The organism is Alteromonas hispanica (genome assembly GCF_010500915.1).
Lineage (GTDB): Bacteria > Pseudomonadota > Gammaproteobacteria > Enterobacterales > Alteromonadaceae > Alteromonas > Alteromonas hispanica.
Map to the genome: position 1 here is coordinate 174883 of NZ_JAAAWP010000006.1, position 24914 is coordinate 199796.

At 45.9% G+C, this 24914-nt stretch carries 21 protein-coding genes; 7 read left to right on the plus strand and 14 right to left on the minus strand.

Going from position 1 to position 24914, the window contains the following annotated elements; all coding sequences use genetic code 11:
• Positions 1-190: 190 nt before the first annotated feature.
• The 8 genes from GTW09_RS11175 to gmk form a co-directional block, all read right to left on the minus strand.
• On the minus strand, positions 191-664 hold the full coding sequence (locus tag GTW09_RS11175) for a peroxiredoxin (protein ID WP_071978253.1): 474 nt from the start codon (positions 662-664) through the stop codon (positions 191-193).
• Between the two features lie 9 nt (positions 665-673).
• Positions 674-1489 (minus strand): class I SAM-dependent methyltransferase, encoded by an 816-nt coding sequence (locus GTW09_RS11180; protein ID WP_163111956.1) that lies wholly within the window; start codon positions 1487-1489, stop codon positions 674-676.
• Complete coding sequence (recG, locus tag GTW09_RS11185; protein ID WP_163111957.1) at positions 1482-3554, minus strand: ATP-dependent DNA helicase RecG; 2073 nt, start codon at positions 3552-3554, stop codon at positions 1482-1484. Before recG ends, GTW09_RS11180 begins: the two co-directional genes overlap by 8 nt.
• 132 nt (positions 3555-3686) lie before the next feature.
• On the minus strand, positions 3687-4394 hold the full coding sequence (gene trmH / locus GTW09_RS11190) for a tRNA (guanosine(18)-2'-O)-methyltransferase TrmH (RefSeq protein WP_163111958.1): 708 nt from the start codon (positions 4392-4394) through the stop codon (positions 3687-3689).
• 3 nt (positions 4395-4397) lie between these two features.
• The gene (locus GTW09_RS11195) at positions 4398-4784 is read right to left on the minus strand and encodes a RidA family protein (protein ID WP_071978249.1); all 387 of its coding nucleotides are present in this window, start codon (positions 4782-4784) and stop codon (positions 4398-4400) included.
• Between the two features lie 24 nt (positions 4785-4808).
• Positions 4809-6920 (minus strand): bifunctional GTP diphosphokinase/guanosine-3',5'-bis pyrophosphate 3'-pyrophosphohydrolase, encoded by a 2112-nt coding sequence (gene spoT / locus GTW09_RS11200; protein WP_071978248.1) that lies wholly within the window; start codon positions 6918-6920, stop codon positions 4809-4811.
• Between the two features lie 142 nt (positions 6921-7062).
• Entirely contained in the window at positions 7063-7335 is a 273-nt protein-coding gene (rpoZ, locus tag GTW09_RS11205) for a DNA-directed RNA polymerase subunit omega (RefSeq protein WP_071978247.1), read from the minus strand.
• A 177-nt stretch (positions 7336-7512) separates the two neighbouring features.
• Positions 7513-8154: a guanylate kinase gene (gmk, locus tag GTW09_RS11210; RefSeq protein ID WP_163111959.1), complete on the minus strand. Its 642-nt coding sequence runs from the start codon at positions 8152-8154 to the stop codon at positions 7513-7515.
• Between the two features lie 128 nt (positions 8155-8282).
• Here gmk and GTW09_RS11215 point away from each other — a divergent pair, with 128 nt between their 5' ends.
• Positions 8283-8954 carry an alpha/beta hydrolase gene (locus GTW09_RS11215; RefSeq protein WP_163111960.1) on the plus strand — a complete coding sequence of 224 codons (672 nt, stop codon included), beginning with the start codon at positions 8283-8285 and terminating at the stop codon, positions 8952-8954.
• Here the strand turns inward: GTW09_RS11215 and GTW09_RS11220 are convergent.
• Complete coding sequence (locus GTW09_RS11220) at positions 8951-10009, minus strand: GGDEF domain-containing protein (protein ID WP_163111961.1); 1059 nt, start codon at positions 10007-10009, stop codon at positions 8951-8953. The genes GTW09_RS11215 and GTW09_RS11220 overlap by 4 nt on opposite strands.
• 405 nt (positions 10010-10414) lie before the next feature.
• Between GTW09_RS11220 and hemC the strand changes: the two genes are divergently transcribed.
• The 5 genes from hemC to GTW09_RS11245 all read left to right on the plus strand — a co-directional run bounded on the left by hemC (position 10415) and on the right by GTW09_RS11245 (position 15981).
• Positions 10415-11353, plus strand: a complete 939-nt coding sequence (hemC, locus tag GTW09_RS11225; protein WP_071978243.1) for a hydroxymethylbilane synthase — start codon at positions 10415-10417, stop codon at positions 11351-11353.
• A gap of 10 nt (positions 11354-11363) precedes the next feature.
• Positions 11364-12158 (plus strand): uroporphyrinogen-III synthase, encoded by a 795-nt coding sequence (locus GTW09_RS11230; RefSeq protein WP_163111962.1) that lies wholly within the window; start codon positions 11364-11366, stop codon positions 12156-12158.
• Positions 12159-13406 carry a uroporphyrinogen-III C-methyltransferase gene (locus tag GTW09_RS11235; RefSeq protein ID WP_163111963.1) on the plus strand — a complete coding sequence of 416 codons (1248 nt, stop codon included), beginning with the start codon at positions 12159-12161 and terminating at the stop codon, positions 13404-13406.
• On the plus strand, positions 13403-14578 hold the full coding sequence (locus GTW09_RS11240; RefSeq protein WP_163111964.1) for a heme biosynthesis HemY N-terminal domain-containing protein: 1176 nt from the start codon (positions 13403-13405) through the stop codon (positions 14576-14578). The genes GTW09_RS11235 and GTW09_RS11240 overlap by 4 nt, the downstream gene beginning before the upstream one ends.
• A gap of 176 nt (positions 14579-14754) precedes the next feature.
• Complete coding sequence (locus GTW09_RS11245) at positions 14755-15981, plus strand: threonine/serine exporter family protein (RefSeq protein ID WP_071978239.1); 1227 nt, start codon at positions 14755-14757, stop codon at positions 15979-15981.
• 58 nt (positions 15982-16039) lie between these two features.
• Here GTW09_RS11245 and GTW09_RS11250 read toward each other — a convergent pair whose 3' ends face one another.
• From GTW09_RS11250 to GTW09_RS11265, 4 genes are all read right to left on the minus strand, one after another.
• Entirely contained in the window at positions 16040-17077 is a 1038-nt protein-coding gene (locus GTW09_RS11250) for a YcjF family protein (RefSeq protein WP_163111965.1), read from the minus strand.
• The gene (locus GTW09_RS11255) at positions 17074-18453 is read right to left on the minus strand and encodes a YcjX family protein (RefSeq protein WP_163112030.1); all 1380 of its coding nucleotides are present in this window, start codon (positions 18451-18453) and stop codon (positions 17074-17076) included. Before GTW09_RS11255 ends, GTW09_RS11250 begins: the two co-directional genes overlap by 4 nt.
• A gap of 210 nt (positions 18454-18663) precedes the next feature.
• Entirely contained in the window at positions 18664-19425 is a 762-nt protein-coding gene (locus GTW09_RS11260) for an MBL fold metallo-hydrolase (RefSeq protein ID WP_163111966.1), read from the minus strand.
• 40 nt (positions 19426-19465) lie between these two features.
• Positions 19466-20389 (minus strand): LysR family transcriptional regulator, encoded by a 924-nt coding sequence (locus GTW09_RS11265; RefSeq protein WP_163111967.1) that lies wholly within the window; start codon positions 20387-20389, stop codon positions 19466-19468.
• 318 nt (positions 20390-20707) lie between these two features.
• Between GTW09_RS11265 and GTW09_RS11270 the strand changes: the two genes are divergently transcribed.
• Positions 20708-21928 carry an acyl-CoA dehydrogenase family protein gene (locus GTW09_RS11270; RefSeq protein ID WP_163111968.1) on the plus strand — a complete coding sequence of 407 codons (1221 nt, stop codon included), beginning with the start codon at positions 20708-20710 and terminating at the stop codon, positions 21926-21928.
• Between the two features lie 148 nt (positions 21929-22076).
• On the opposite strand, the gene GTW09_RS11275 is transcribed toward GTW09_RS11270, so the two are convergent.
• Complete coding sequence (locus GTW09_RS11275) at positions 22077-24803, minus strand: TonB-dependent receptor plug domain-containing protein (protein ID WP_338024949.1); 2727 nt, start codon at positions 24801-24803, stop codon at positions 22077-22079.
• Between the last annotated feature and the right edge of the window lie 111 nt (positions 24804-24914).

Genomic DNA, 24914 nt, shown 5'->3' on the forward strand with positions numbered 1-24914 from the left:
TCATCTCGCCCATTGGTCGTATACCTACAGGTTATGCAAGAGCGCAGGGGGTTGAGGAAATAAACTATTGGACATAATAATCTGCCCAAGCTTATATGCTAGGTCGAGCAAAGTAGATTTGTATGCGGCCAAAAAAAGCCCGCATTGTTTGCGGGCGTTTTATATGCGTGAGGTTTACACCATGTGGCTGCTACAAACTGTCTAGCATGGTTTGAGCATCACTCACATCGAAGCGGCCCGGATCTTCAACGTTCAGCTTTTTCACTTCGCCATCTTCTACATAAATAGAATAGCGAAGCGAGCGTACGCCACCAAAGTTGCTGGTGTTCATATCCATGCCTATTTGTCGTGTGAAGAATGCATTGCCGTCTGCCAACATTATAATTTCTTCAGCATTACTCGCTTTGCCCCATGCATCCATCACAAACGCATCGTTTACCGACAAACAAATAATGCTATCAATACCCTTCGCCTTAAATTTATCGGCAAGGGCAACATAACCGGGTAAGTGAGAGTGTGAACAGGTTGGTGTAAAAGCTCCTGGCACAGCAAACATTACCACCCGCTTCTCTGCGAAAAGCTCGTTAGTGCCGGGGTTAGTAATTTCACCGTCTACCAACAAACTAAAGTCTACCTCGGGCAAGGTACTACCAACTCGTATCATGCTACTCTCCTAGTTGTTATTACATAGATATACATCAAATCTGTGTTTTTTGCTTTCTATCGCCATAGTCGGGTTTTCTCCGGCTAACACCTCAGCACTGTTTGGGCGTTTTACCACCACGCGATGGGTAGCTAACTTCCGTGCAGGCGATAAAAGCGCATCTGCGTCTGGGTCGTGTCCCAACAGTTGTTGAAACAACCGCATTTCCTTTTTTACCAGCGCCGATTTCTTTTTGTGTGGGAACATAGGATCTAGATAAATGGCGTTTACGCTCTCACCTTCAAAGTATTGCATTACATCGGCACTATTTCCATGTTGAAGTGATAATAGGTCTGCTAAATCTGGATAATCTACTTTCAGTCTTCTTATGCCGTCTTCTAATAATGCAGCAACAATAGGCGAACGCTCTATCATAGTAACTTTACAGCCAACGCTAGCCAGTACAAATGCATCACGGCCAAGCCCCGGTGTGGCATCTATCACATGCCAGCTGTCATTACCTTTCAAACCAATGGCTTTTACAATAGGCTCTTTGCGCCCACCGCCGTGCTGTTTGCGATACAGGCTTGCGGGAGAAGCAAAATCGACCTCTACCGGCAGTACTTTTTTCTCACTTGCATCTGCCAAACCCAACACATTATTGTGAATGTGTAGATATAAGCCTGACTCTGGCTTTTCCTCTTGCGCATGTAAGGCGTGGTGCCACTTTTCCACTAAACATTTAGTAAGTAAGCAGTCACTTTCGTAGAATTTGCTATCTTTAGGGGTAGCTAAAACTAACGGAATAGACGATGGTGTCGAAGAAGAGGGCGAGTTATCAGGCATTACCGTATTGCTCCTTGTGTCCAATCCATCGATTAATAATAGCCTGCGCGTGAGAGGGATATTTGTCCCACATGGTATAGGCAATATCTTGAACTTTGGGAATAAGGGCGGCATCGCGCACCAGATCAGCTATTTTAAGCTCTGCTAAACCGGTTTGGCGCGTTCCCATAAACTCACCCGGCCCACGTATTTCTAAATCTTTTTGAGCAATGTAAAAACCATCGCTGCTCTCTCTTAACACACCTAAACGTTGAGTCGCAGTTTTTGAAAGCGGACTTTGATACATAAGCACGCACTGACTTTCTACAGCGCCTCGGCCTACCCGCCCACGCAACTGATGTAATTGAGCAAGACCAAGTCGTTCGGGGTTTTCAATGATCATAATACTTGCATTAGGTACGTCTACACCTACCTCAATAACGGTAGTGGCTACCAGCAAGTCTAGCTTTCCGTCTTTAAAGTCGGCCATCACCTGTGCTTTTTCGGCGGGCTTTAAGCGCCCGTGCACCAGTCCAACTTGTAAGTCTGGAAGCGCCGTTCGTAGCGTTACCGCTGCGTCTTCTGCAGCCTGACATTCCAGAACCTCAGATTCGTCAATTAACGTGCACACCCAATAAGCTTGCCGGTCGTTGTCTTTGCACGCTTGGCGCACACGCTCTATAACATCGCCACGGCGTGTGTCAGGCAGTACCACTGTGGTAACTGGGGTACGCCCAGGCGGAAGTTCGTCAATAATTGACGTATCTAAATCGGCATACGCCGTCATAGCCAAGGTTCGCGGGATTGGTGTGGCTGTCATAATAAGCTGGTGCGGATATCGCCCTTGCTGTTCACCTTTATCGCGCAGGGCTAATCGCTGGTGCACTCCAAAACGGTGTTGTTCATCAACAATAACTAAGGCTAACTGTTGGTAATTCACGCTTTCTTGAAAAATAGCGTGAGTACCCACAAGCATTTGAACATCTCCTGCCTCAAGCCTTGCCAGTACCTCGCTGCGTGCTTTACCTTTAAGCTTTCCGGCCAACCACCCAACTTCTATACCCAAAGGCGCTAGCCATTCTCTAAAGTTATTGGCGTGCTGTTCTGCTAATAATTCAGTAGGTGCCATTAACGCCACTTGATAGCCTGCGCCAATAGCCGACAGCGCTGCTAAGGCGGCAACCAGCGTTTTACCAGAGCCTACGTCCCCTTGTACCAGTCGCATCATGGGTCTGGCTTTTTGCATATCTTGCTGAATATCCTTTACTACTCGTTGCTGTGCACCGGTAGGCGAAAAAGGAAGCTGAGCCAGCATTTTTTCTATTAGCGTAGAATCAACCTCTATCGCTATTCCAGGCTGAGCGTCAGACTGTTTACGCACTTTTAGTACGCTGAGGTGGTGTGATAGTAGCTCTTCAAGAATAAGACGATATTGAGCCGGATGAAGCCCCTCTTCAATTTCATGAACATCAGCATCTGGCGGCGGCCGATGCACGGTATGCAGTGCCTCGTTGAGCGACACTTGATTGTCGTAAATACCCTCTGGCAGCAAATCTGTTAGCGCACCTTTGTCTAATAGGGCTAGCGCTTGTTCGGTTAAGTTACGCAAGGTAAGTTGTTTAATACCCTCGGTTGTAGGGTATACCGGAGTTAAGGATTCTTCTGAGGGCGGAGCATCTTCGTCGACCACTTTGAATTCGGGGTGCATCATTTCAATGCCCCACTTGCCCGTGCGCACTTCACCAAAGCAGCGCACAATATTACCCGGTGTCATCATAGTGCGCTGCACGGCACCAAAGTGAAAAAAACGCAGCGTAATGGTGCCTGTACCATCGCTTATTTTTACCACCAGCATACGTTTTTTGCCGTACTGAATATCGGCGTTCATCACCTCGCCCTGCACGCTTACATGGGTAAAAGGACGACATTCAGCCACGCTATATATTCTGGTTCGGTCTTCGTAGCGAAGCGGCAAGTGAAAGAGGATATCTTGAAGGGTAAACAAGCCAATTTTATTGAGCTTTTCTGCCACCTTTGCGCCAACCCCTTTAAGGGCAGTAATAGGTGTGGTGGCGAGTGCTTGCATGCAGCCTTATCCTCAAGTCAAACGGTTGATTAGCGTAAAAAAACAATAAATGAAGTGTAAAGGATTGTCACTGAGTTGGCGAGTACGCTTTGGGCCAGTTTTGAACAACTGGCCATTTGCATAAATCAGAGTTTAGCTTGCTTCTAACGCCTCAGCTTCGGCTTTGGTAATTTGCATTTCGCGCCACCAGCTTTCGTCGGCATCTACTTCACCTATGTCGTTAATACGCGGCATAGGCAGGCCCTTTCGCATACAGAGCTTATACAATCTAGGGTATCCATTTTTAAACGCTAACGCATGGCACTCTTCTTCCGGCAACTGTTGGCGTTCATACATACCGGCTATGGTGCGCTGACGCTGAGCTTCGTAAAGCACAAGGGCTGCAGCAACCGATACGTTTAGCGACTGCACCATGCCCATCATAGGAATAACAATATCCTGATCGGCCATAGCAATGGCTTCGTCGGTGGCCCCGTACTTTTCTTGACCGAACAAAATCGCAGTCGGCTTGGTGTAATCTACGTCGCGAAAATCTACGGCAGTGTCAGACAGGTGTGTTACCAGCACCTGCATATTTTGGGCTTTGAGCATATGCATGGCATCGCTAATATTGTCGTGATTTGTTTGGCGCACCCAGTCTTGGCTGCCCATCGCCGTACCGCGACGTATTTGGTATTTCTTTTCCCACACCGTATGCACTTGATGAATACCTACGGCATCGCAGGTACGCACTATGGCCGATACATTATGCGGCTTGTGCACGTTTTCAAGGCAAACGGTAAGATCGGTTTGCCTTTTTTCCAGCACGGATCGTATGCGCTGGTAACGCTCAGGCGACATAGTTTACTCCGGTAATTCCATAACGCCGTCTATTTCAATTTGCGCACCTTTTGGCAACGCAGAAACCTGTACAGCAGCGCGGGCTGGATAAGGCTTATTGAAGTAACGAGCCATAATTTCGTTTACCAACGCAAAGTGACCTAGGTCGATAAGGAAGATATTCACCTTAACTAAGTCATTGGTACTGCCACCGGCGGCTTCACATACCGCTTTAACGTTTTCAAAAACCTGTACCGCTTGCGCCTCAAATTCTTCAGACACCATTTCCATGGTTTCAGGAACCAGTGGAATTTGCCCTGAAAGATATACCGTAGTACCCGCTTTTGCAGCTTGGCTGTATGTACCAATAGCAGCAGGTGCCTTATCGGTCTGAATAATAGACTTAGACATAAATATTCCTAATGTTTTATAAAATTAGTGTCGAGATTGACTATGACGAGACACTTTTTGAACCTCTGGCATAGTGCGTATTTTCTTCATCACGCGGGCCAGGTGCACGCGATTATGCGTGGTAAGCTCTAGGTCAATAAAGTAGATGTTACTCTCTTTTTCTTCGGTTTGCAGACCAATGATATTGGAATCGCACCCAGAAATGGTGTTCGTTAATGTTGCCAGTGTACCCTGGTGATTAAACAGCTCGATACGCAGTGATGCTTTGAATTCGCCCTGAGGTTCGTCATCCCACTGCATGGGTAACACACGCTGAGGTTCTTCTTTGCTAAGCTTGCGAATATTGTTACAGCCCGTTTGGTGGATGGTCATGCCTCGACCGGGGCTTAATACCGCTACAATTTCATCATCGGGGATAGGATGGCAGCAGCGCGAATAATTTACTAATAAGCCTTCGGTACCACGAATGGCCACGTTGCCTTTTTTATTCGATAGATCGGTTGTACTCTCGCCCAACAATCGCCTTGCTACTATGGCACTCAGCTCGTTTCCTAAACCAATGTCTATTAGCAGTTCGTCAAAATCATTGTGCTTGGTTTCTGCCACCACACGCTCAATATCTTCATGGGGTATCTCGTCTAACTTTACGCTGCCTAACGCATGTCGTAACAGCCTATTGCCCATATTTACAGCTTCTTGAGAATGCTGCTTACGCAGATATTGGCGAATACGGGTTCGCGCTCTGGCACTTACCACAAAATTAAGCCAGTTGGCGTTTGGTTTTGCTCTTGGAGAGGTAATAATTTCTACCGTCTGACCATTTTCAAGAGGTTTACTTAGGCTAAAGTTACGACGCTCAACACGCACCCCTACACAGGTGTTACCAATATCTGAGTGAACAGCATAAGCAAAGTCGACCGCAGTGGCACCCATCGGCAATTCGATAATGCGGCCGTCGGGAGTAAACACGTAAATTTCATCGGGAAACAGGTCTGTTTTTACCGATTCAATAAATTCAAAAGAAGAGCTGGCCGACTGCTGTAGCTCTAACAAGCTTTGAGTCCATTTGCGAGCACGCAATTGCGCGGTAGTACCATTATCGCCCGGCTCTTTGTACAGCCAATGTGCAGCAACACCTTTGTCTGCCATTTGGTCCATTTCATGGGTACGAATTTGAATTTCTACCGGAATACCGTGTGGCCCAATAAGCGAGGTATGCAGCGATTGATAACCGTTAGTTCGAGGGATGGCAATGTAATCTTTGAAGCGATTTTCAATAGGCTTATAAAGCCCGTGCATGGCTCCAAAGGCGCGATAGCAATTATCTACCGAGTCTACGACAATACGAAATGCGTAAACGTCCATGACTTCGCTAAACATCAGCTCTTTGTTTTTCATCTTCCGATAAATAGAGTACAAATGCTTCTCGCGACCCAACACCTTCGACTCGATGTTATAGGCGTCTAAGCGCGTATTTAACTCTTCTCGGATATTTTCGATAATTTCTTTTCGATTTCCACGGGCCTGACGCACCGCCGATTTAAGCGCACGATGGCGCATGGGGTACATGGCCTGAAAACCTAAATCTTCAAGCTCATTTTTAATATCGTGAATACCCAAGCGATGGGCAATAGGCGAATATATTTCTAGCGTTTCCAGTGCGATACGGCGGCGCTTATCTGGGCGAAGAGAGCCTAGGGTTCGCATGTTATGAGTTCTATCGGCAAGCTTGATAAGAATAACCCTGATGTCTTGCACCATGGCCATCATCATTTTTCGAAAGTTTTCTGCCTGAGCTTCTTGCTTACTGCTAAATGCAATTTTGTCGAGTTTGCTAACGCCTTCTACTAACTCGGCAACGGTATTACCAAAAGCTTTCGCTAAATCTTCTTGGCTGTAGTGGGTATCTTCAATAACATCGTGAAGTAATGCGGCCATGAGAGTTTCATGGTCTAAATGCATGTCGGCAAGAATACTGGCCACTGCAACTGGGTGAGTAATATACGGATCGCCACTTGAGCGCATTTGTCCGTCGTGGGCTTCTTGCGCCAAAACGAAGGCATCTTGAACCAGCTGCACCAAGTCAGCGGGCAAGTACTCAACAACTTTCTGCTTTAAACCTTCAAACAAATACACAGCGTCAAACGGCCCCTAGTTACACTACTTCCTTAAGAATACGTTTATTTTCGCATTAATCCAATACGCTAAAAGCAAAGCGCCAGTGCTTTTTTCAAAGCACTGGCGCTAATTCACCTGTAAAACCCCTAAAAAGGGAGAGTTACTGATCAGATAGGATATTAGCTACTGACGCGAATTCAGCATTGTCTTGCTGTTCTTGCGTGTGAAGCTCATCTTGTTCAAGAGATGCAGCTGTAACCAAACCTTCTTCAATTTCACGCAAAGCCGTTACGGTTGGCTTGTCGTTTTGAACGTCAACCATAGGATCTTTACCACCAGTGGCTAATTGACGAGCACGACGTGCAGCAACAAGCACTAAGTCAAAGCGGTTACCAATTTTATCTACGGCATCTTCTACAGTTACGCGAGCCATCTATTTCTCCGAAAATCAGGTTGAGCGAGGAATACAAAAAACAGCCACGCAGTATACACGCATAGGCTTTGCGATCCTAGTACTTTGTTGAAATATAACACAGCGTGATCGCGGTGATCTTACTGTTTTTTCCCTTCTACCAATAGTAGATTAAGTATTAGCAACCACAAGTTACAATTACGCCGTACCAAGTAATGCGTCGAGCAAAGGCTGATGGCGAATTTGCTGTTTAACCGAGCGCAGACGCTGCGCACTTACTATAGCTTCTAACTCACTAAGTGCGGTGGCAAAATCGTCGTTAACAATAATATGGCCAAATTCATTAAAATGAGACATTTCATCCACGGCTTGGGCCATTCTTCCTGCGATGACATCTTCGCTGTCTTGGCCGCGATGGTTTAATCGCTGCTCTAGCACCTCAAGCGAGGGCGGTAAGATAAAAATACCGCACGTGTCTGGCATAAGCTCCTTCACCTGCCTGGCGCCCTGCCAATCGATATCTAAAAATACGTCGATACCGCGATAAAGAGTTTGCTCTATGGTAACGCGAGAAGTGCCATAGTAATTGCCAAACACTTCTGCATATTCGAAAAATACGCCCTGTTCAATAAGTGATTCAAATTGCTTTCTAGTAACAAAGTGATAATGCACGCCATCTATTTCGCCAGGCCTGGGTTGCCGCGTGGTGTGAGACACAGACACCTGCATTGGAGTATTGGTGTTGCCCTCGTATTTTTCCATTAACGCCTTAATAAGGCTTGATTTCCCAGCGCCTGAAGGTGCTGCAAGAATAAATAAGTTACCGAGTAGTGAAGCCATGGGTAATAAAGTTTCGTTAAACTGTGGTGATTTTATATGTCGATGATAGCATATAAATCTGCTGTCCAGCAGACAACAATTGAGTTGTGCATAAAGCCAATAAAATACGACTAACAGGAATAAAAACAATGATCGAGCCGCTACTACAATGCGTAGAAAATACGCCCGCATCAACACCCGACGCCTGCGTTATTTGGCTACACGGGCTTGGCGACTCTGGCCATGGCTTCGCCCCCATTGTCCCTGAACTCAAGCTTCCCGGTTCTATGGCGGTTAAGTTTTTATTTCCTCATGCTCCAGAACGCCCCATTACCATTAACGGCGGTATGCGAATGCGGGCATGGTACGACATTAAATCCCTCGATTTTGAAAGTCGTGCCGATTTAGACGGCGTTGAAGCATCTGCACTGCAAGTAGAGCAATTAATTCGCGCACAAATAGAAAGTGGCATCCCTGCTAGTCGCATTGTGCTGGCTGGATTTTCTCAAGGCGGCGTTATTGCGCTGCATTTAGCTCCGCGTTTCAGCGAAAAGCTCGCCGGCGTGATGGCATTATCCACTTATATGTGCGAGCCCTCACTACTTGCTAACCAAGCCAATGACGTAAACAAAGAAACACCGATTATGATGGCCCATGGCGAGCAAGACGAAGTAGTGCCGGTATTTATGGGTAATGCCGCGTATAAAACCATGGTGGAGAACGGTTACAACGCTACCTGGCAAACTTACACTATGCAGCACAACGTGTGCATGCAAGAGTTAAACGACATCAGCGTATGGCTTCAAAAAGTATTGGCCTAAACTACCTTGTTTCTGCCAGTCTTTTTCGCCTGATATAAATTATCGTCTGCGTGTTTTAGCGTGGCGTTAATATTGCCATCGGTAAGCGCCGTGGCTACTCCGAAACTTGCAGTAATGGGGTGATGAATGTCACCTTTGTCGAAGGGGTTTTGCTCTACTTTAATGCGGATCTTTTCAGCCAATTTTATTGCTTGTGTAAGTGTTGCTTTAGGGAAAATAACTAAAAATTCCTCGCCCCCAGTACGCGCCACGATATCAGTGGTGCGCACGGCACTTTTCATCAAACCAGTAAAGTATTGCAGTACTTCATCACCCACATCATGCCCGTAGGAGTCGTTTATGACTTTAAAGTGGTCAATGTCTACTACCACCGTACTAAGTGGAAAATAGTCTGCGGGGTCTTTCGTCACTTTTTCAAAATACACTGCCTCTAAAAAACGACGATTAGGCAGCTTAGTAAGCGGATCTGTATTAGCCTGACGCATTCGCTCTAAGTTTTCCTCTAGCATTTCACGTCGGCTTTGATGCCAGAAGTTTTCAGCAATAAACGATACACAGATAAAGCATGCCATGGAGATAAGAAACCGAGACACGTCTGCTTCAGAATATTGTGCGTGAATCAGCTCTTGGTTAAACAACATAAACACAGCCAGTGCCATGGTGACTGACACGTACAACATTGCTGGCTTGAAGCTCACCACAATTATCTGAATGAAAATGAGAGGGTAAAGAAAATACAGCCCGGTATTGTTGTAACCACCGGTGTAAACAAGGGCATTGATGGTAAACATCACAATGAACCCAGCGAGATAATAAGAAAAATCCGCTTTAGGGAACTTATGCGATAAAAACAGATTCAGGTAAATTATGACAGCAGATAGGGCTAGTGAACCAACTAAAAAGGGATTGTCCCCGCCATAGTTTATTCCTGCCATTACGGCCATAATGGTGCCGCCAACATAAGAAATAAAATAAAGCGTTAAGCGTCGTCGTTTAGATTCAGCCTCGTCCTTGTGAACGCTCTGCAATAAATTACGCAGAAATGAATGTTCCATATAACCTTCTTTTTCGATAAAGCGTGAGGACAGTGGTCAATCTGTCTTCACAAATATAGTATTTAAGACTTTATAATAACGCTCGGCGTTACTCGCCTACCGTTAATGTAACAAAGCAATTAACGCAGTTGCCTAAACGTGTTTATTCGGCGTATTTATTCAGCACATTTGTTAAGTGTTGTTATTCCATATAAATATGAGGAAAACCAGCCGAAAACGAACATTTGCAAGTAATATGCGTATAATGCGGCTTACATTTATTAGTAAACTTTTTTGTCAATATTAGCATAGCTTGTAATAACGTAAGGTTAATACGCGCTAATCAACTAGAGCAGCATTTTGGAAATCATAATAACCTAATGCTAGCATCGTATTCGTTTATCTTATTTATAGTCTGGAATTATCATGAGTAACCTCAACACTTCTCGCACCATTCGAATTGCAACCAGAAAAAGCGCACTTGCGCTGTGGCAAGCTGAGTATGTGAAAGCAAAGTTACTAGAGCATCATCCTTCTCTCACCGTTGAGTTGGTGCCAATGAGTACCCAAGGCGATAAAATTCTAGACACGCCGCTAGCAAAAATTGGTGGTAAAGGCTTGTTCATAAAAGAACTAGAAATTGCCATGTTAGAAGGCCGCGCAGATATTGCTGTGCATTCTATGAAAGATGTGCCGGTAGCATTCCCTGAAGAATTTGGATTACACGCCATTTGCGAGCGCGAAAATCCGTTTGATGCGTTTGTTTCTAACCACTACGACAGTCTTGATGCTCTGCCTAATGGCGCTGTGGTGGGAACCAGTAGTTTGCGCAGACAGTGTCAAATTCGTAAACATCGCCCAGATCTTGTGATTAAAGATCTTCGCGGTAACGTCAATACCCGTTTAGCCAAATTGGACGCCGGTGACTACGACGCTATTATTTTGGCCTCTGCTGGGCTTATCCGCTTAAAAATGCAAGACAGAATAAAAATGGCATTACCCGCCGAGGTGTCTTTACCCGCGGTAGGCCAAGGCGCAGTTGGCATTGAGTGTAGAAATGACGATAGCCAACTTATTGAATTACTCAGCGCGCTAAATCACAGTGAAACCCACGTTCGCGTTAGCGCAGAGCGAGCCATGAATGAACGCTTAGAGGGCGGATGTCAGGTACCTATTGGCAGTTTCGCTACTTTGGACGGAAACACGCTTACACTGACAGGCATGGTAGGCAAGCCCGATGGAAGCACCCTGCTATTTGCCTCGGCCACAGCTTCGGCAGAAAAAGCGAAAGATATTGGTATTGAAGTTGCCGAAGCATTGCTTGAACAAGGCGCTGGCGAAATTTTAAAAGCGCTTTACGAGTAAACCCTTCGTCATGCTTTTATTTACACGCCCTCTTCCTAAACTAGCAACGAGTGCAAAAGCATTTAGCGATGCTGGGATAAATGCGGTGGGCGTAGCTACTTGCGACATCATTGATGTTAAGTCTGAGTATTACGCCATTACCACATTTATGGCAGACAACCCTGTCGATATTATTATTGTTACCAGCGTTTACGCTGTCGCGGCAGCAGAAAATGCAGTAAAGTCTCTACTAAAAGAGCATGGCTCTTCTACTGCTTCTCAACATACTCATTCTCAACATGCTCAGAGTATACAAAGAAACCTACCGCTTATTATCGCAGTAGGTGACGCCACGAAGAAAAAGCTTACTAGCGCACTTTCGCAGATAAAACACCTCACCATCCTTACCCCAGAAAAGCATACTTCCGAGGGTATATTGGCTATGCCTCAACTTAATGAGGCAAATGACAAACAAGTGGTTATTATTAAAGGCGAAGGCGGTAGACAGGCTATCGCTGATGGGCTAGATGCAAAGGGTGCGTTGTGCCAGAGCTTCTGCGTTTACAGAACAGAGCAACTTGCAGACCCAATTTACACAAAAGGCTGGAAAGTTGAGGATGTTCGCGGCATTATCGCTACAAGCGAAGCAATGGCAGCACAACTATTACGAAGCCAAGGCAATCATATTTTGTCGTTACCTTGGTTAACGGTTAGCGAGCGAGTTGCAGCATCGCTAGAAGAAATTGGAGTGTCTAAGGTGTGTGTTTGTCACCGTGCCACTGACCAAGCGCTCATTGCTTGGGTAAAGGATAACTGGGAGTATTGAATGGCCGATAATAAAGCAAATGGCTCACAAGATGAAAGCGCCTCGAAAAGTAAGAGTACTTCACTAATTAAAGATAGCTCACAAGATAACGGCGTGACTGGTGCTGCTGGTGCTGACGTGAAAAACAGCACAGACCAACCCACTCATGCCAGTGCATCTAAACGCACAGCCAAAGGTGACAATAACAAAGCGAAAAAATCATCATCTGGCAATGGTCTGTTATGGTTTGTTGTTTTCATTCTCTTTGTGTTGGTTATCGGTCTTGGTGGCGCTGGATATTGGTACTATACCCAACAACAGGCAACGAGTAGCCAGGTGACCTCAGCACAACAGCAAAACTCAGCTCAGGTGCAAGCATTGGTAGCTGCACGAGATGAAGTGAACACTGCACTCAACCGCATAGCTCAAGATAACCAAACACTTAAAGACACCATTTCTAGCCTGCAAAAAGAAAATGAAAAACTGTCGCTGCAAGCGGAGTCTACCCTAGAGCAATTAAATCAAATGGAAGGCCGTCGCCCAGCAGACTGGCTAATTGCAGAAGCAGATTATCTAGTGCGCATGGCCGGCAGAAAATTATGGTTAGAAAATGATGTTCGCACAGCCATTTTATTGTTAGTGAATGCTGACAAACGCTTAAAGTCTCTTGCTGACCCCTCTGTTCTGCCGGTAAGAGCCAGCCTAGCAGAAGATATTCAAACTCTACAACAGCTAAACCCAGTGTCGCAAAGTTCAGTTGCCCTTGCGTTAACCGGTATGGTAGCGCAAATAGATAAGCTACCTTTAGATACCTTTGAAAAGCCAGAAGACACATCAGCGCAAGACAATGCGCTCTCTGAATCTACCGACGACTGGAAAGACAACCTTGCTAAAGTTTGGCATTCGTTGGTGGATGACTTTTTAACGGTAAAATCTATTGAAGGCCCTATTGAACCGGTTCTGTCGTTAGAAGCTCAGTTTCTAATTAAAGAGCAGCTTCGCCTGCAGCTTATGCACGCTCAGTCTGCCGCCCTCACTGGCGATGCTGGACTTTACAAGCAGTCGTTACAATATTCGCAAACCCTTCTTATCGAAAAGTTTGATATAGAGAAAAGTCAGGTAAGCGGCTTTGTCAACGCTGTTCAAAACTTATTAGAAACTGATATTTCTCGCCCAATTCCCACAGAGCTTGTGTCGCAGCAGCCGCTAGAGCGATTGTTAGACAGCCGCGTTAAACAAGTCTTTGGTCAAGGAGCAAGCGCACTATGAAATGGTTAGCTATTGCCCTAGCGGTATTAGCCGCATTTGTTGTCGCGCTTATTGTTGGCCCAATGATATTGGGAGACAAAGGCTATGTGTTAATTTCTTTAGGTGAAACCGCGGTTGAAATGACCGTTATCAGTTTTTGTATTTTGGTATTAGGTGCGCTGATAGCCTGGTATGTACTATCTCGTTTAGTGCTTTGGTCGCTTAGTTTGGTTACTGGATCGCACCGCTGGTTTGGAACGCTGGGAGAGCGCAAACGCAGACGCGCCTTTTACGACGGCCTACATGCAATGGCAGCAGGCGATACCGAACTTGCTCAAAAGTCCCTCGCTAAAACCACCAATGGCGATTTTGAGGGGGTTAACTATTTGGCTTCGGCACAAATAGCCCACACCAACGGTGAATTAAGTAAAGCGCGTTATTTTTTAGAGCAAGCGTCAGATTTTGCCAACGCTGCTCTTCCCGCCACTATCATGCAGGCACGTATTGATGTGAGTGAAGACAAACACAATGACGCGCTGGAAAGACTAAACGCTCTTGGTGAAAAAGAGCAAGAAAATAAACAAGTGATTCGCTTGAAAGCGCAAATACTTGCAAAACTTGGCAAGTGGCAAGACCTTCAAAACAACCTTTCAAGCTGGCGCAAGTCACTGCCAAAAGATGATTACAAAACATGGTCGCAACGCATTGCAAAAGGCAAGTTTGCTGAGATAGCCAGTAAACAAGGTGCGGTTGAGCTAAAAAATTACTGGGAAAACCTCCCACGTAAAATGCGTCACGACGATACTTATCAAGCAGCTTATGTTCAGCAATTGCTCGACCAAGGTATGCACGCTGATGCACAGAAGCTACTAGTAGACTGGCAAAAGCGCGGTCCAAATAGCCTTTTATTCCCACTGTTTTCTCAGCTCAATATTCCTGATGCATCACCTTCACTGCGTTTATTAGAAAGCTGGATAAAACAAGACGAAGAAAACATTCAGCTCTACTCTACCTTAGGGCAAGTGGCATTTAATTCTGGCGACGATGTATTAGCTGAGAAAGCGCTGTTGAAAGCCACGAAGATGGCTTCACGCAAAGAAGACTTACTCCTTCTTTCAGCCATTAGTGAACGTAAACAAGATACTGCAACAGCACTTCAGTTTTATAAAGAAGGACAACAAATCGCTGGATAAAAACCATAACTTTTTCTAATGCACTTTTAGAGAAAATTTGTTTTGCTTTCACCAAGAAGGCTCCGTACAATCCGCACAAAATTTAGCCAGATAAATTGATGTTTATCTGGCTTTTTCTTATCTTAAGTTTATGTATAAAGCAGCCACAAGCTGCTACAGCTCACTAAGGAACCCTGTTGGATACGATTGAATTTATTCAAATTCGAAAGTTCATTGTTAAACTTGGCAAAATGCTGCACAAGTACGGTACGCCTGCATTTAGATTAGAAGCCTACCTTACGGAAATCGCCACGTACCTTGGTGTGCATGCGTCGTTTATTTCTACGCCCACGTCATTAACTATTGTTATTTGGAGCGATCGTCACGAAGACGAATATAATCATGCTGCTCGCCTTATGCCTGGTGAGTTAGATATGAATGCCCTTTCGCTCACCGACGAACTTGCCAGTTCACTGCTTAACGGCGAACTGTCATTAAGCGAAGCGAATACCCGGTTAGACGAAATAGATGCCATGGGCAGTCCGTATGGCAAAATTCCTACCGGTATTGCATTTGGCATGGCGACCGGTGCGTTTGCTATGCTAATGGGTGCAAGCTGGTCTGAAATTGGTTGGTCGAGCGCGCTTGGGTTATTAGCGTTTGTATGGACACTGTGGGCCGAGCGCTCAAAACGCGTTAACCTTATGCTTGAACCCATGACCGCATTTATTGCAGGTTTGCTAGCCTGCGCAGTTGGCAGCTACGTAGATCCGGGCATTAATATTCCCTTGGTGGTGCTATCGTCTGTTATTGTTTTTGTGCCGGGGTTAGCGCTTACTATGGGTTTAGCCGAGCTATCTTCTCGCAACATGGTGTCTGGCACTGCGCGCACTATGGACGCTATTATGCAGTTATTTAAGCTGTATTTTGGGGCATTTTTAGGTGTTACCGCAGGCTTTAATCTGTTTGGTGAGAATATTTATACACCCGCTCAGTCTCTGCCTTATTGGGCAACTTGGCTATCGGTTTTACTGCTTTGTATTGCTCTAGTCGCCATTTTTAGAACGCGAGTTAAGCACATTCCATGGGCGTTAGCTGCGGCCTTCATTGCCTATAGCGCTACAGCGTACAGCGCTGACTTTATGAGCCCCGGACTAGGTGCGTTTGTGGGCGCATTTGCGCTAGGTATTTTCGCAAATGGTTTTACTCGCATTGCTAATCAGCCCGCCACCATTGTTGCTATGCACGGGTTAATTGTGCTGGTACCGGGCTCTAAAACCTATATTGGACTCAACTCGTTTATGACGGGAAAAGACTTTGTGCAGGCAGATCATTTAGGCCAAGAAGTCTTTCTCATTTTTATGTCGTTAGTGGCAGGGCTTATATTTGCCAACGTAGTTATGCCCACGAAAAAGGCGCTGTAAAGCGCCTTTTAGCTGGCTATCGTTTAAAGCCACACAAGCACTAGTGCTTATCTCTCATTTATTTCAACAGCGCGATTAATGCTCTGCCTAATCTTGCGTTTAATGCCCCTGCCGCAATGGCCTCGGCGGAATTTTCCATAAACTTAGCCGATAAACTACCACCAATTTGATTCGCCACTTCGTCAGTAGCTAAATCGAAAATACCCTGCGCAGCAATGTTTTGTGCCAGTACTTTCAGCAGCTTCCAATTTCCCGCCGTACTTGGGCGTAAGCCATAAACTCGCGCCATGCGGCGAATAGTACGAAAGCTAATCCAAATAACAGCGAAGGTTTGAATTAAGTTGTTAGGGCTTATAAAAGCTAAGCTACCGGCGGTAACCGATTCTTTATTTAGCACCTTATGAGCTTTGGCTTGTACCGGCGTTAGCACAGTATCTTCATACAACCCCAACAACTCAGTGGCATTCATATCATCCTGCACCAACTGCTTATAGCGAGCAAAGCACTGTTGGGCATAAGAGCCTTTCGAAAACCGCTGGCCGTGGGCGTTAAGCACTTTCTGGACATGGTTTTTACTGATGCTGCTTTGCGCCATAGCATCGTTTTTTTCGGTAAATAATGTACGAATAGCAGAAGCGTCTTTCATGGCAGTATTGACTTGCTTATAGCCTCGCCACTCTCGAAAGCTTAAATAGCTAAAGCTACTTACAAAGCCAATCAGTAATGCGCCCAAAACTCCCGTGCCCACAGGGTGTTCACTCACATTAGCGACCAAGGTGGTGTAAGCGTCGAAGGTAAAAAAGCCAAGCACACTCAACACACCAAAAATAAGCGTAGCGCCCCCTAGCGAGATACCGCTATCTGTTGAGTCTACTACCCAACTGTCTTTTTCAACCTGCGCGGGAAGTTTAGTCTCTGGCGGCTCTATATCAAGGGTATGGGTAGTAACCTTCGAGCGATACGGTGCTTTGTAGCCACTATGTTCACTGGCTGTCTCTGGTGCTTGCTCAGACACCTTGCTGTCATTATCTGACATACTGTCTGAAGGGCTATCTGACTGACTTGTGTAAAACGGCCCGTCTTTGCGCTCGTTCATTGTTGCTCTCCTTTGCCCAGCAAGAACTGTAGCAACCTGTCTACACCTTTGCCGGCCAATATTCTTGCTTTAAAATCTGATGGTACTCGTGCATTGGGAACAGGAAAGTGCGCCCCCTCTTCCATCTCTTTTAATGTGCTTGGAACAGGTTCAAACACAGATTCAACATAGGCCCCGTCGCGGTTTTTGTAGCGAATAGCCTGCGGCGTGCTGCCCTCATCTGTAACTTGCATGGCCGATACCAGAAAGTGCTCAAATTCTATGGGCTTATCGGTAAAGCGCGCTCTTGCGCCCTCTGTAATTTGGGTAAGTAAGCTTAATAAGTTTTCACGCTGATTTACCGGAATAAGATCGGCCTTGGTAGCCACAAACGCCACTTTGCCAATTTGCTGTTTCTTTAACACATTGCGCGAAAACCAACTGCTTTGGCCATACACAAAGGTATCGGCCAAATGGCTTAACGTTTCTTTTAACTGATACAAATGCTGACGGCTATGATTAAGCCCTTCGAACAAATCGACCAAAATGATTTGTTTATCGGTTTCTTTAAAAATTGACTGCTTAAGCGGCGTTAGCCACTTCTTCTGAAACGTACCAAAGTGTTCTTCGAATGCTTTATACCAAGGGTGAGATACGTCGCTGGTAATGCTAGAAGGCAATGGCGTAAAGCCAAAGTGCTGCCAATCAAAATCGCTGGCGTCGAGTAAAAAACTGCCCGGTTGTAACAGCGATATGCCATGGCGCTTGGCTTCTATCAGATATTCTCGGTAGGCCATAACTAACTGTTGAATACGCTCTGTTGTGGGCGGTTGCTCAAAATCAAAGGCATTAACCACCTGCTTCCAGTTTTTGGCAAAATGCTGTTGAGGCCCTCCGCTTAACTGAGCCCATGAGGAATCAGACCACTGCGCATACGTTTTGCTCAACATGGGAATGTCGGTTATCCACTCACCAGGATAATCGATAAACTCAAAAACTACATCGGTATGAGGCAGCAAGTGCTTTTTAATAGAGGCCGTTTGCTTTAACCGTACTATGAGCTTAAACCCAAAGGCTTGCTCGGTTGCTGCTGGCCATTTCCCCTGTTCAAGGGCGGCAATATTTTCTTCTTGGGGAAAAGGCGTGTAGCCATCAATGGGCTCAACGCGTATGTCTAACACCTGTGATGGCGGCAAGTAACGCAGTAGTGGTAAGCAGGCATAACCTTCCTCACTTCTGCTTTTAAGCATAGTGACCAAGCTGGTAAATAGCATCGACTTTCCGCTGCGACTTAGCCCAGTAATGGTAAACCTGTGAGTTTCCTTGCTGAAAACGTCGGCTAGAGTGTTACCTGTAAGCGACGCTGCTGTCATTGTTTTCTCTAACAGTGCAGCCATTTTATTTTGCGCCACTTTTTTTTGCGCCACTTTTTTCTGCATGATGGTGATTTGCTTCTCGTTATTGGCCAAGCGATAACTAAATACAGCCATAACAGCGTTACACAAGCTGCGTAGACTCTACTTACTATAGTGGTTCTTCTTGCGATAAAAGCAAGGCTGGTGCCACAGTTTCAAGCCGTGCAAAAATGTAACAGGCGGTAAACAGAGTTAGTGCTCTTCAGTCAGCCCAAATAGCTTTTTCTTGATGCGATTTTTACTTGAATGCCAGTGATTCTTGGGCTTTTTCGGCGCGTTGTCGATAACGTGCTCAAAGTCGATGTCGGCTTTTGCGGTAGGCGGAACGTGGGCACAAAAAAAGGTTTCTATCGAAGATTGGGCCAACGTCTTCAGGCTCTCCCTGTATTGATTGGGGTGGCAAAGCGGATATGGCGGTACAAGCTTTCCCTTCACCTTCACCAACACATCGGCAATATAAGCTTGCTTGCTAGGAACATGCACTACAGACAGGTCATGATCGGTATGGCCTGGCGTGTAAAGTACTTGCCACTGTTTGAACACCGGCAAACGCTGTTTGTCTTTTAAAATAATATCGGGCGCTAACACTGGGTTATACCAAATAGGCGCTCTTTCTTTACCTATTCTGTCTGCTACCCACCAGGTTAATAGCAAGTCGATAACATGCGCTGTGCGCCCACCTAATCCGGTATACCATGCGGCTGCTTTAGGATGTGCTGCCACCTGCGCGCCGGTTCGAGCGCGAAGTCGCATTGCGCCACCGGCATGGTCGGGGTGCATATGAGTAACCACAATTAGCTTGAGATCGCTTAGCGGCCTGCCCAACGTGCTAGTGATATACAGACACACCTTATCAACATCGGCGCGGCTACAACCGTCTAGCAAAAGCAGTCCCTCACTGTCTTCTGCGAGATAAATATGTTGTATATAACCTGGCAACGTATGAATTTTCATAAACTCACCTAAATAAGCACGTATTGCATGCTAGCAAAAATTATCTGGTTAGACCAGATTCGGCGAACAGCAGTAACATAAGTGCTTTTAACCACATTAAACCGGGCTCACCTTCGTGTTGACTGTGCCAATACAGATGAGTTTCCAAGGCGGGTAGCCCATAAGGAAGCGGTGCAGAAATTAGATTGTCGCCGGAGATGGCATCGGCGACAGAGCCAGGTAAAGTAAGTATTGCGTTAGTGCAGGCGACTACGTCGGCAGCGGCACGGTAGTTTTGGCAGCGCCAAAGTGAAGGCCTATTTACGCCAAGTTGTTGCAAAGCAATCTCTTCAACCGACGCTCCCTTCGTTCTGTTAGATACAGTGATATGCCTGGCCTCTAAATAGGCTTTTTTATCTACATTATTCACCAACGGATTATTGCGGTTCATAAGAACCCTATAATTATCGCGGCGAAGTAAACTATGAGAAATAGGTTTGGGTACTGCTCGTCCGATATCAATGGCTAGATGCAAATTGCGATTACTTAAGTCTGCCTGCATCGAGTCTCGCTGTAAGCGTGTACTTACTATCTCAATATTTGGCGCTTTTTCTTCTAGTGTTGCCAGCAAAGTAGGAAGCACTCCAAGTTCCAGTGATTCTTGCATCGCAATTACAAACCTTTGGTGGCTGAGCGCAGGGTCGAAATGATTAAACTGCCCAAGCGCACTTCGTATTTGCGTAAGTGCATGCAAAACATCTGGAGCAAGTCGCTCACAAGCCGCTGTTGGTAGCATGTGCTGCTTGTCTCTTACAAAAAGCGGGTCGCCCAGTATTTCTCTGAACCGGCGCATAGCATGGCTTACTGCAGAGGGCGTAATGTGCAACGTTTCCGCAACTCTCGACATATTGCGCTGCTGCCACAGGGCTTCGAATACTTTTAATAAATTCAGGTCGAGCTTTTCAAATTGTCTACTATCGATCATGTTTTTTCTTCCTCACCGTGCCCCGCTTGAACGTGCTACAAAAAGTGCATGGCGTATATCCAGTTAAATAACTAGGCTTCATGAACTAGTTAAGCACGATGTGAACAGCATTCATAGTGTAGTGGGATTATATTTCATTTCATTCAACGCTCTTATTTTACTAAGCTGTGTGAATAAAAGATGCATTAATCGTGTTGTTGAGCCGATTCAGTAAGGCAAGCCATCATTTAGCAAATTATTAGCAAACTATTAGCAAAATATGCTTGCCGCCATATACGCAGACTAAAACCGAATACAATTTCACTATCGAGGGTAGCTATGGACTTTTCACATAACGACAAAACTAACGCAATGCTGGAAAAGCTAGATGCGTTTATTGCTGAGCATATCGAGCCTATCGAAAACGAGGTTTACGATTTTCATCATAAAGAAAATAACCATAGCGACTGGAAGAGCTGGAAGCTTCACCCAAAAACTGAAGAGCTGAAGAAAAAAGCGCGCGACGCGGGTTTAGCCAACTTGTTTTTACCCGATGGCGAATTAGGTAAAGGGCTTACCACGCTCGAATATGCGCCTATGGCTGAGCGTATGGGTAAGTTTTTATTTGCGCCTGAGATCTTCAATTGCAATGCACCAGATACTGGCAATATGGAAGTGCTTTATCACTTTGGTAACGACGAACAAAAAGCAAAATGGTTAACGCCGTTATTAGCTGGTGAAATACGCTCAGTATTTGGAATGACTGAACCAGATGTAGCGTCGTCCGATGCTACAAATATGGCGGCAACCATTATTGAAGATGGCGACGATGTTGTTATCAATGGCAAGAAATGGTGGTCTACCGGGTTAGGCCATCCTAATGCAGCGTTTACTATTTTTATGGGGCTGTCGAATCCAGATAACGATAAGCACAGCCGCCACAGCATGGTGATAGTGCCACTTGATACACCAGGAATTACAATTAAACGCATGCTAGATGCCTATGGCGACTTTGATGCCCCCTACGGCCACGGCGAAATGCATTTCGACAACGTGCGGGTAAGCAAAGCCAACGTAATTGCCGGTTTAGGTAAAGGGTTTGCAATAGCGCAGGGCCGATTAGGGCCGGGCAGAATTCATCACTGCATGCGCGCAATCGGCATGGCAGAAAAATCGTTAGAATTGGCGCTTAAGCGAGGCCATGAACGTGTGGCTTTTGGTAAGCCTATTATTCGCTTAGGTGGTAATTTAGAGCGGGTTGCCGATGCACGTATGGCCATTGAACAAGCCAGACTGCTAACCCTTCACGCTGCCTGGAAGATCGATAACCTTGGTGTAAAACACGCCATGACAGAAATTTCAGCCATTAAAGTGGTAGTGCCTAATATGTTGCAAGATGTAGTAGACATGGCACTGCAATTACATGGTGGAGCCGGTATGTGCAGCGACTTCCCACTAGCGCGCTTTGCTGCAGGGGCGCGTGCCTTGCGCTTAGCCGACGGACCGGATGAAGTGCACAAAGGTATGGTATCTAGACTAGAGCTTAAGAAATACCAGTAAGCTAGGGTTAAATTACCGCGTATTTCAGCGCTTTATGCCAAACACAAAAATGCCGCTTTAGCTTATACTCTATAAAAAGAGCACAAACAAAGCGGCATTTCTTTATGTTGTTACTTTTAGCTTTTCACTTACCTAAAGCTTTAAAGGCTTAGTAAGTATAGCGTGCCTGCACGTAGTACATGCCGCCGTTAAAGCCAAACGGGCTTGCTTCTGAATATAGCTGACCCAGGCTACCCGCACTTGGGTTCTCTTCAGGGTAAGTGTCGAACAAGTTGTTCGCACCCACTACTAAGTCAAGATATTCGTTGTAGCTATACACCACTTCAACATCAATCAATACTTCCGCATCGATATCGTCTACACCGTTACCCGTGTCGTCCCAACCACCGAAGTAGTTAGCTCTTACTAGGGTTCTGAAGTCGCCTTGAGTGTGTGTCCAAGAAATATTACCGCGCAAGTTAGGCAGCAAATCTTCTATGGCAGCAACACGTCCTTCGCCAATTGGGTTGAGTGTACCTACATCATCAACTTCTGTTTCGTTGTAGTTAGCCGCAAGTGTTAAGCGAGAACTACCGCCCCATGCATCAAAACTGTAGTTACCTACAACATCGATACCGCGTGTTGTGGTATCAAAGCTGTTAGAGAAGAATCTGAACTGCGATAAATCATCTAGGCCAATAAAGTTCTGACGGTCGATAATGCCCGCAGAATCAAGCTCAGTTAATGCTTCAGATACCGAGCCATAGTTAGCACCGCCACCTGCAAAGTTAAGTGCATCCAGGAAGTCTACGTTAGCACCTAGTGCTACGCGGTTTTCAAGCTCGATATTGTAGAAGTCGACAGTCCAGCTCATATCTGCGATATCAGCAGAGAAACCAATTGAGAAGTTTTTCGCTTCCTCTGGGCCTAAGTCTGGACGACCGTTACCTTGGCTTTCGATGAAGTCGGCAGCTAACTGACCGGCTGCTGATGACAGTGGCAATGTACCCTGGTCAATAAGCACGCCGTTTACGTTTTGCGTAGTTACGTTAGTGATATTCGCCTGGCCAGCTGTTGGTGCGTGGAAGCCAGTTGAATAAGCACTTCGAATACGGAAATCGTCAGTTACGTGAAAGATACCCGCTAATTTAAAATCGGTAGTATCACCAAATTCACTAAAGTCCTCACGACGAACCGCCGCTTGTAACGTAAGAGACTCAGTAACATCAGCTTCTAAATCCACATAGAACGCAGTACTGTCTTGCGAAGCACTGGTGTCGCTTGGGAAACCACCGAAGCCGTTAGAGCTTGAGGAAAACCCTTGGCTTGCCAATGGACCTAACGCAAATGACGCTGCATCACCGGCGAACAAATCAAACTCTTCTTTGCGGTATTCGGCACCAAATGCCACGTTCAAATCTGATTCAAAGCCAACATCAACACCGTACACAAAGTTAAGGTTAAACAAGGTTTCTGTTTGTTCCTGACCACCCGGTTTAAAGTCGCGAGGCGTATCTGGACCAAGTGACGCATTAATGGTGTTGTTGATAAAGAAGTCGGTTCTGTTAGAGCCGCGCTGTGCGCTCACATCGTAGTAAAGGCCGTTACCTATTTCTAAGTCGCCGCGTAAACCTACAGTGAAAGCCATATCCTCATTGTCACCACCAAAGCGAGGAACAAAGCCCGTTGGAATGGTTTCGATGAACGAGAAACAGTTATCGTCTGCTTGAACCTGTGCAAGGAAATCTGGGTCTGGGAAGACATTACCGTTTCCGCCAATTGGAATACCGGCAATACAGCTTCCGCCGACACCAACACCGTCTAAATCACCCACTAGCACAGAGTGAACACCGTTCGGATCTTCAAGACCAGTGAGTGGATCAACCAATGGACCTGCATACACACCACCGCGCTGGCTGCCTTCTGTAACCGGGTTACGATAGAAGAAGCCGCCGGTTACTGTACGCTGACCGTAGTTACCGAAAAGATATAATTCAGCCGCATCACTAAACTCGTAACCTGAGTTGATAAATACTTTTACGTCGTCTTCAACGTCTGGCTGTCCCCAGTACTGAGGAACTTCGTTGGTGTAAGCGTTAATGGTAGAGAAGTCTGATTGAGCAAGATAGCCCGCATCAACCATACCGGCCACATCGTCACGAACCACAGAGCGAATAGTGCCTTCAACATCGCGAACTTCAGCCGTTACGTTTACAAAACCGCTGGTGCCGAGGGAGAAACCTGCGTTGGCAGAAATGGTGTAATTGTCGCCATCGCCTTCATAGGTAGAACCGTAGTTTGCACGCAATTCGAAACCTTCGTCGTTGTCGCGCAACAAGAAGTTAAGTACACCGGCAATGGCATCAGAACCATACTGAGACGATGCACCATCGCGCAATACTTCAACCTGCTTAAGGGCAAGTGAAGGTATCGCTGAAATGTCTACACCTTGTGCACCATCAGAAATACCACCACCTAAGAATGAGATAATAGAGCCACGATGTCTACGCTTACCGTTAACCAACACAAGCACGTTATCTGGTGATAAACCACGCATGTTCGCCGGACGAACAATGGTTGCCGCATCACTAATAGGCTGTGTGTTTACATCGAAAGACGGTACGTTAGTACGAAGCATATCTTGAACGTCAGAAGACGAGTTTTGACGGAATTCATCACCGCTAATCACATCAACAGGTACTGGAGAATCTGCCGCAGAGCGGTTGGTCATTCGCGTACCAGTGACAATAATATTTTCAAAACTTTCTTTTTCTTCTTCCGTTTCCTGCGCTAATGCGGGGAAAGAAAGTGCGGCAAATAATGGTAATGAGCCAGCAAGCAGCGCTGACGTAATACGATTAAGTTTGCGACCCTTTGGGAAGTTACTTTTGTTCACTGTGTGTCTCCTTCAAGACGTGGTGTTTGTATAAATATTATTCTTATTATGTTTGGTGATGTGTAATACGACGCGGTGACGTGTCATTTCAACCTGCGTGCAATTCATGCT

Bases quoted from the DNA above. Each gene is read 5' to 3' on its own strand.
- recG (WP_163111957.1), bottom strand. From the start codon at position 3,554: ATGCAAGCACTCGCCACCACACCTATTACTGCCCTTAAAGGGGTTGGC.
- GTW09_RS11250 (WP_163111965.1), bottom strand. From the start codon at position 17,077: ATGAACGAGCGCAAAGACGGGCCGTTTTACACAAGTCAGTCAGATAGC.
- GTW09_RS11220 (WP_163111961.1), bottom strand. From the start codon at position 10,009: ATGGAACATTCATTTCTGCGTAATTTATTGCAGAGCGTTCACAAGGAC.
- GTW09_RS11265 (WP_163111967.1), bottom strand. From the start codon at position 20,389: ATGATCGATAGTAGACAATTTGAAAAGCTCGACCTGAATTTATTAAAA.
- GTW09_RS11255 (WP_163112030.1), bottom strand. From the start codon at position 18,453: ATGGCTGCACTGTTAGAGAAAACAATGACAGCAGCGTCGCTTACAGGT.
- hemC (WP_071978243.1), top strand. From the start codon at position 10,415: ATGAGTAACCTCAACACTTCTCGCACCATTCGAATTGCAACCAGAAAA.
- GTW09_RS11235 (WP_163111963.1), top strand. From the start codon at position 12,159: ATGGCCGATAATAAAGCAAATGGCTCACAAGATGAAAGCGCCTCGAAA.
- rpoZ (WP_071978247.1), bottom strand. From the start codon at position 7,335: ATGGCTCGCGTAACTGTAGAAGATGCCGTAGATAAAATTGGTAACCGC.
- GTW09_RS11260 (WP_163111966.1), bottom strand. From the start codon at position 19,425: ATGAAAATTCATACGTTGCCAGGTTATATACAACATATTTATCTCGCA.
- GTW09_RS11195 (WP_071978249.1), bottom strand. From the start codon at position 4,784: ATGTCTAAGTCTATTATTCAGACCGATAAGGCACCTGCTGCTATTGGT.
- GTW09_RS11215 (WP_163111960.1), top strand. From the start codon at position 8,283: ATGATCGAGCCGCTACTACAATGCGTAGAAAATACGCCCGCATCAACA.
- GTW09_RS11230 (WP_163111962.1), top strand. From the start codon at position 11,364: ATGCTTTTATTTACACGCCCTCTTCCTAAACTAGCAACGAGTGCAAAA.
- GTW09_RS11240 (WP_163111964.1), top strand. From the start codon at position 13,403: ATGAAATGGTTAGCTATTGCCCTAGCGGTATTAGCCGCATTTGTTGTC.
- GTW09_RS11270 (WP_163111968.1), top strand. From the start codon at position 20,708: ATGGACTTTTCACATAACGACAAAACTAACGCAATGCTGGAAAAGCTA.
- GTW09_RS11180 (WP_163111956.1), bottom strand. From the start codon at position 1,489: ATGCCTGATAACTCGCCCTCTTCTTCGACACCATCGTCTATTCCGTTA.
- GTW09_RS11175 (WP_071978253.1), bottom strand. From the start codon at position 664: ATGATACGAGTTGGTAGTACCTTGCCCGAGGTAGACTTTAGTTTGTTG.
- trmH (WP_163111958.1), bottom strand. From the start codon at position 4,394: ATGTCGCCTGAGCGTTACCAGCGCATACGATCCGTGCTGGAAAAAAGG.
- gmk (WP_163111959.1), bottom strand. From the start codon at position 8,154: ATGGCTTCACTACTCGGTAACTTATTTATTCTTGCAGCACCTTCAGGC.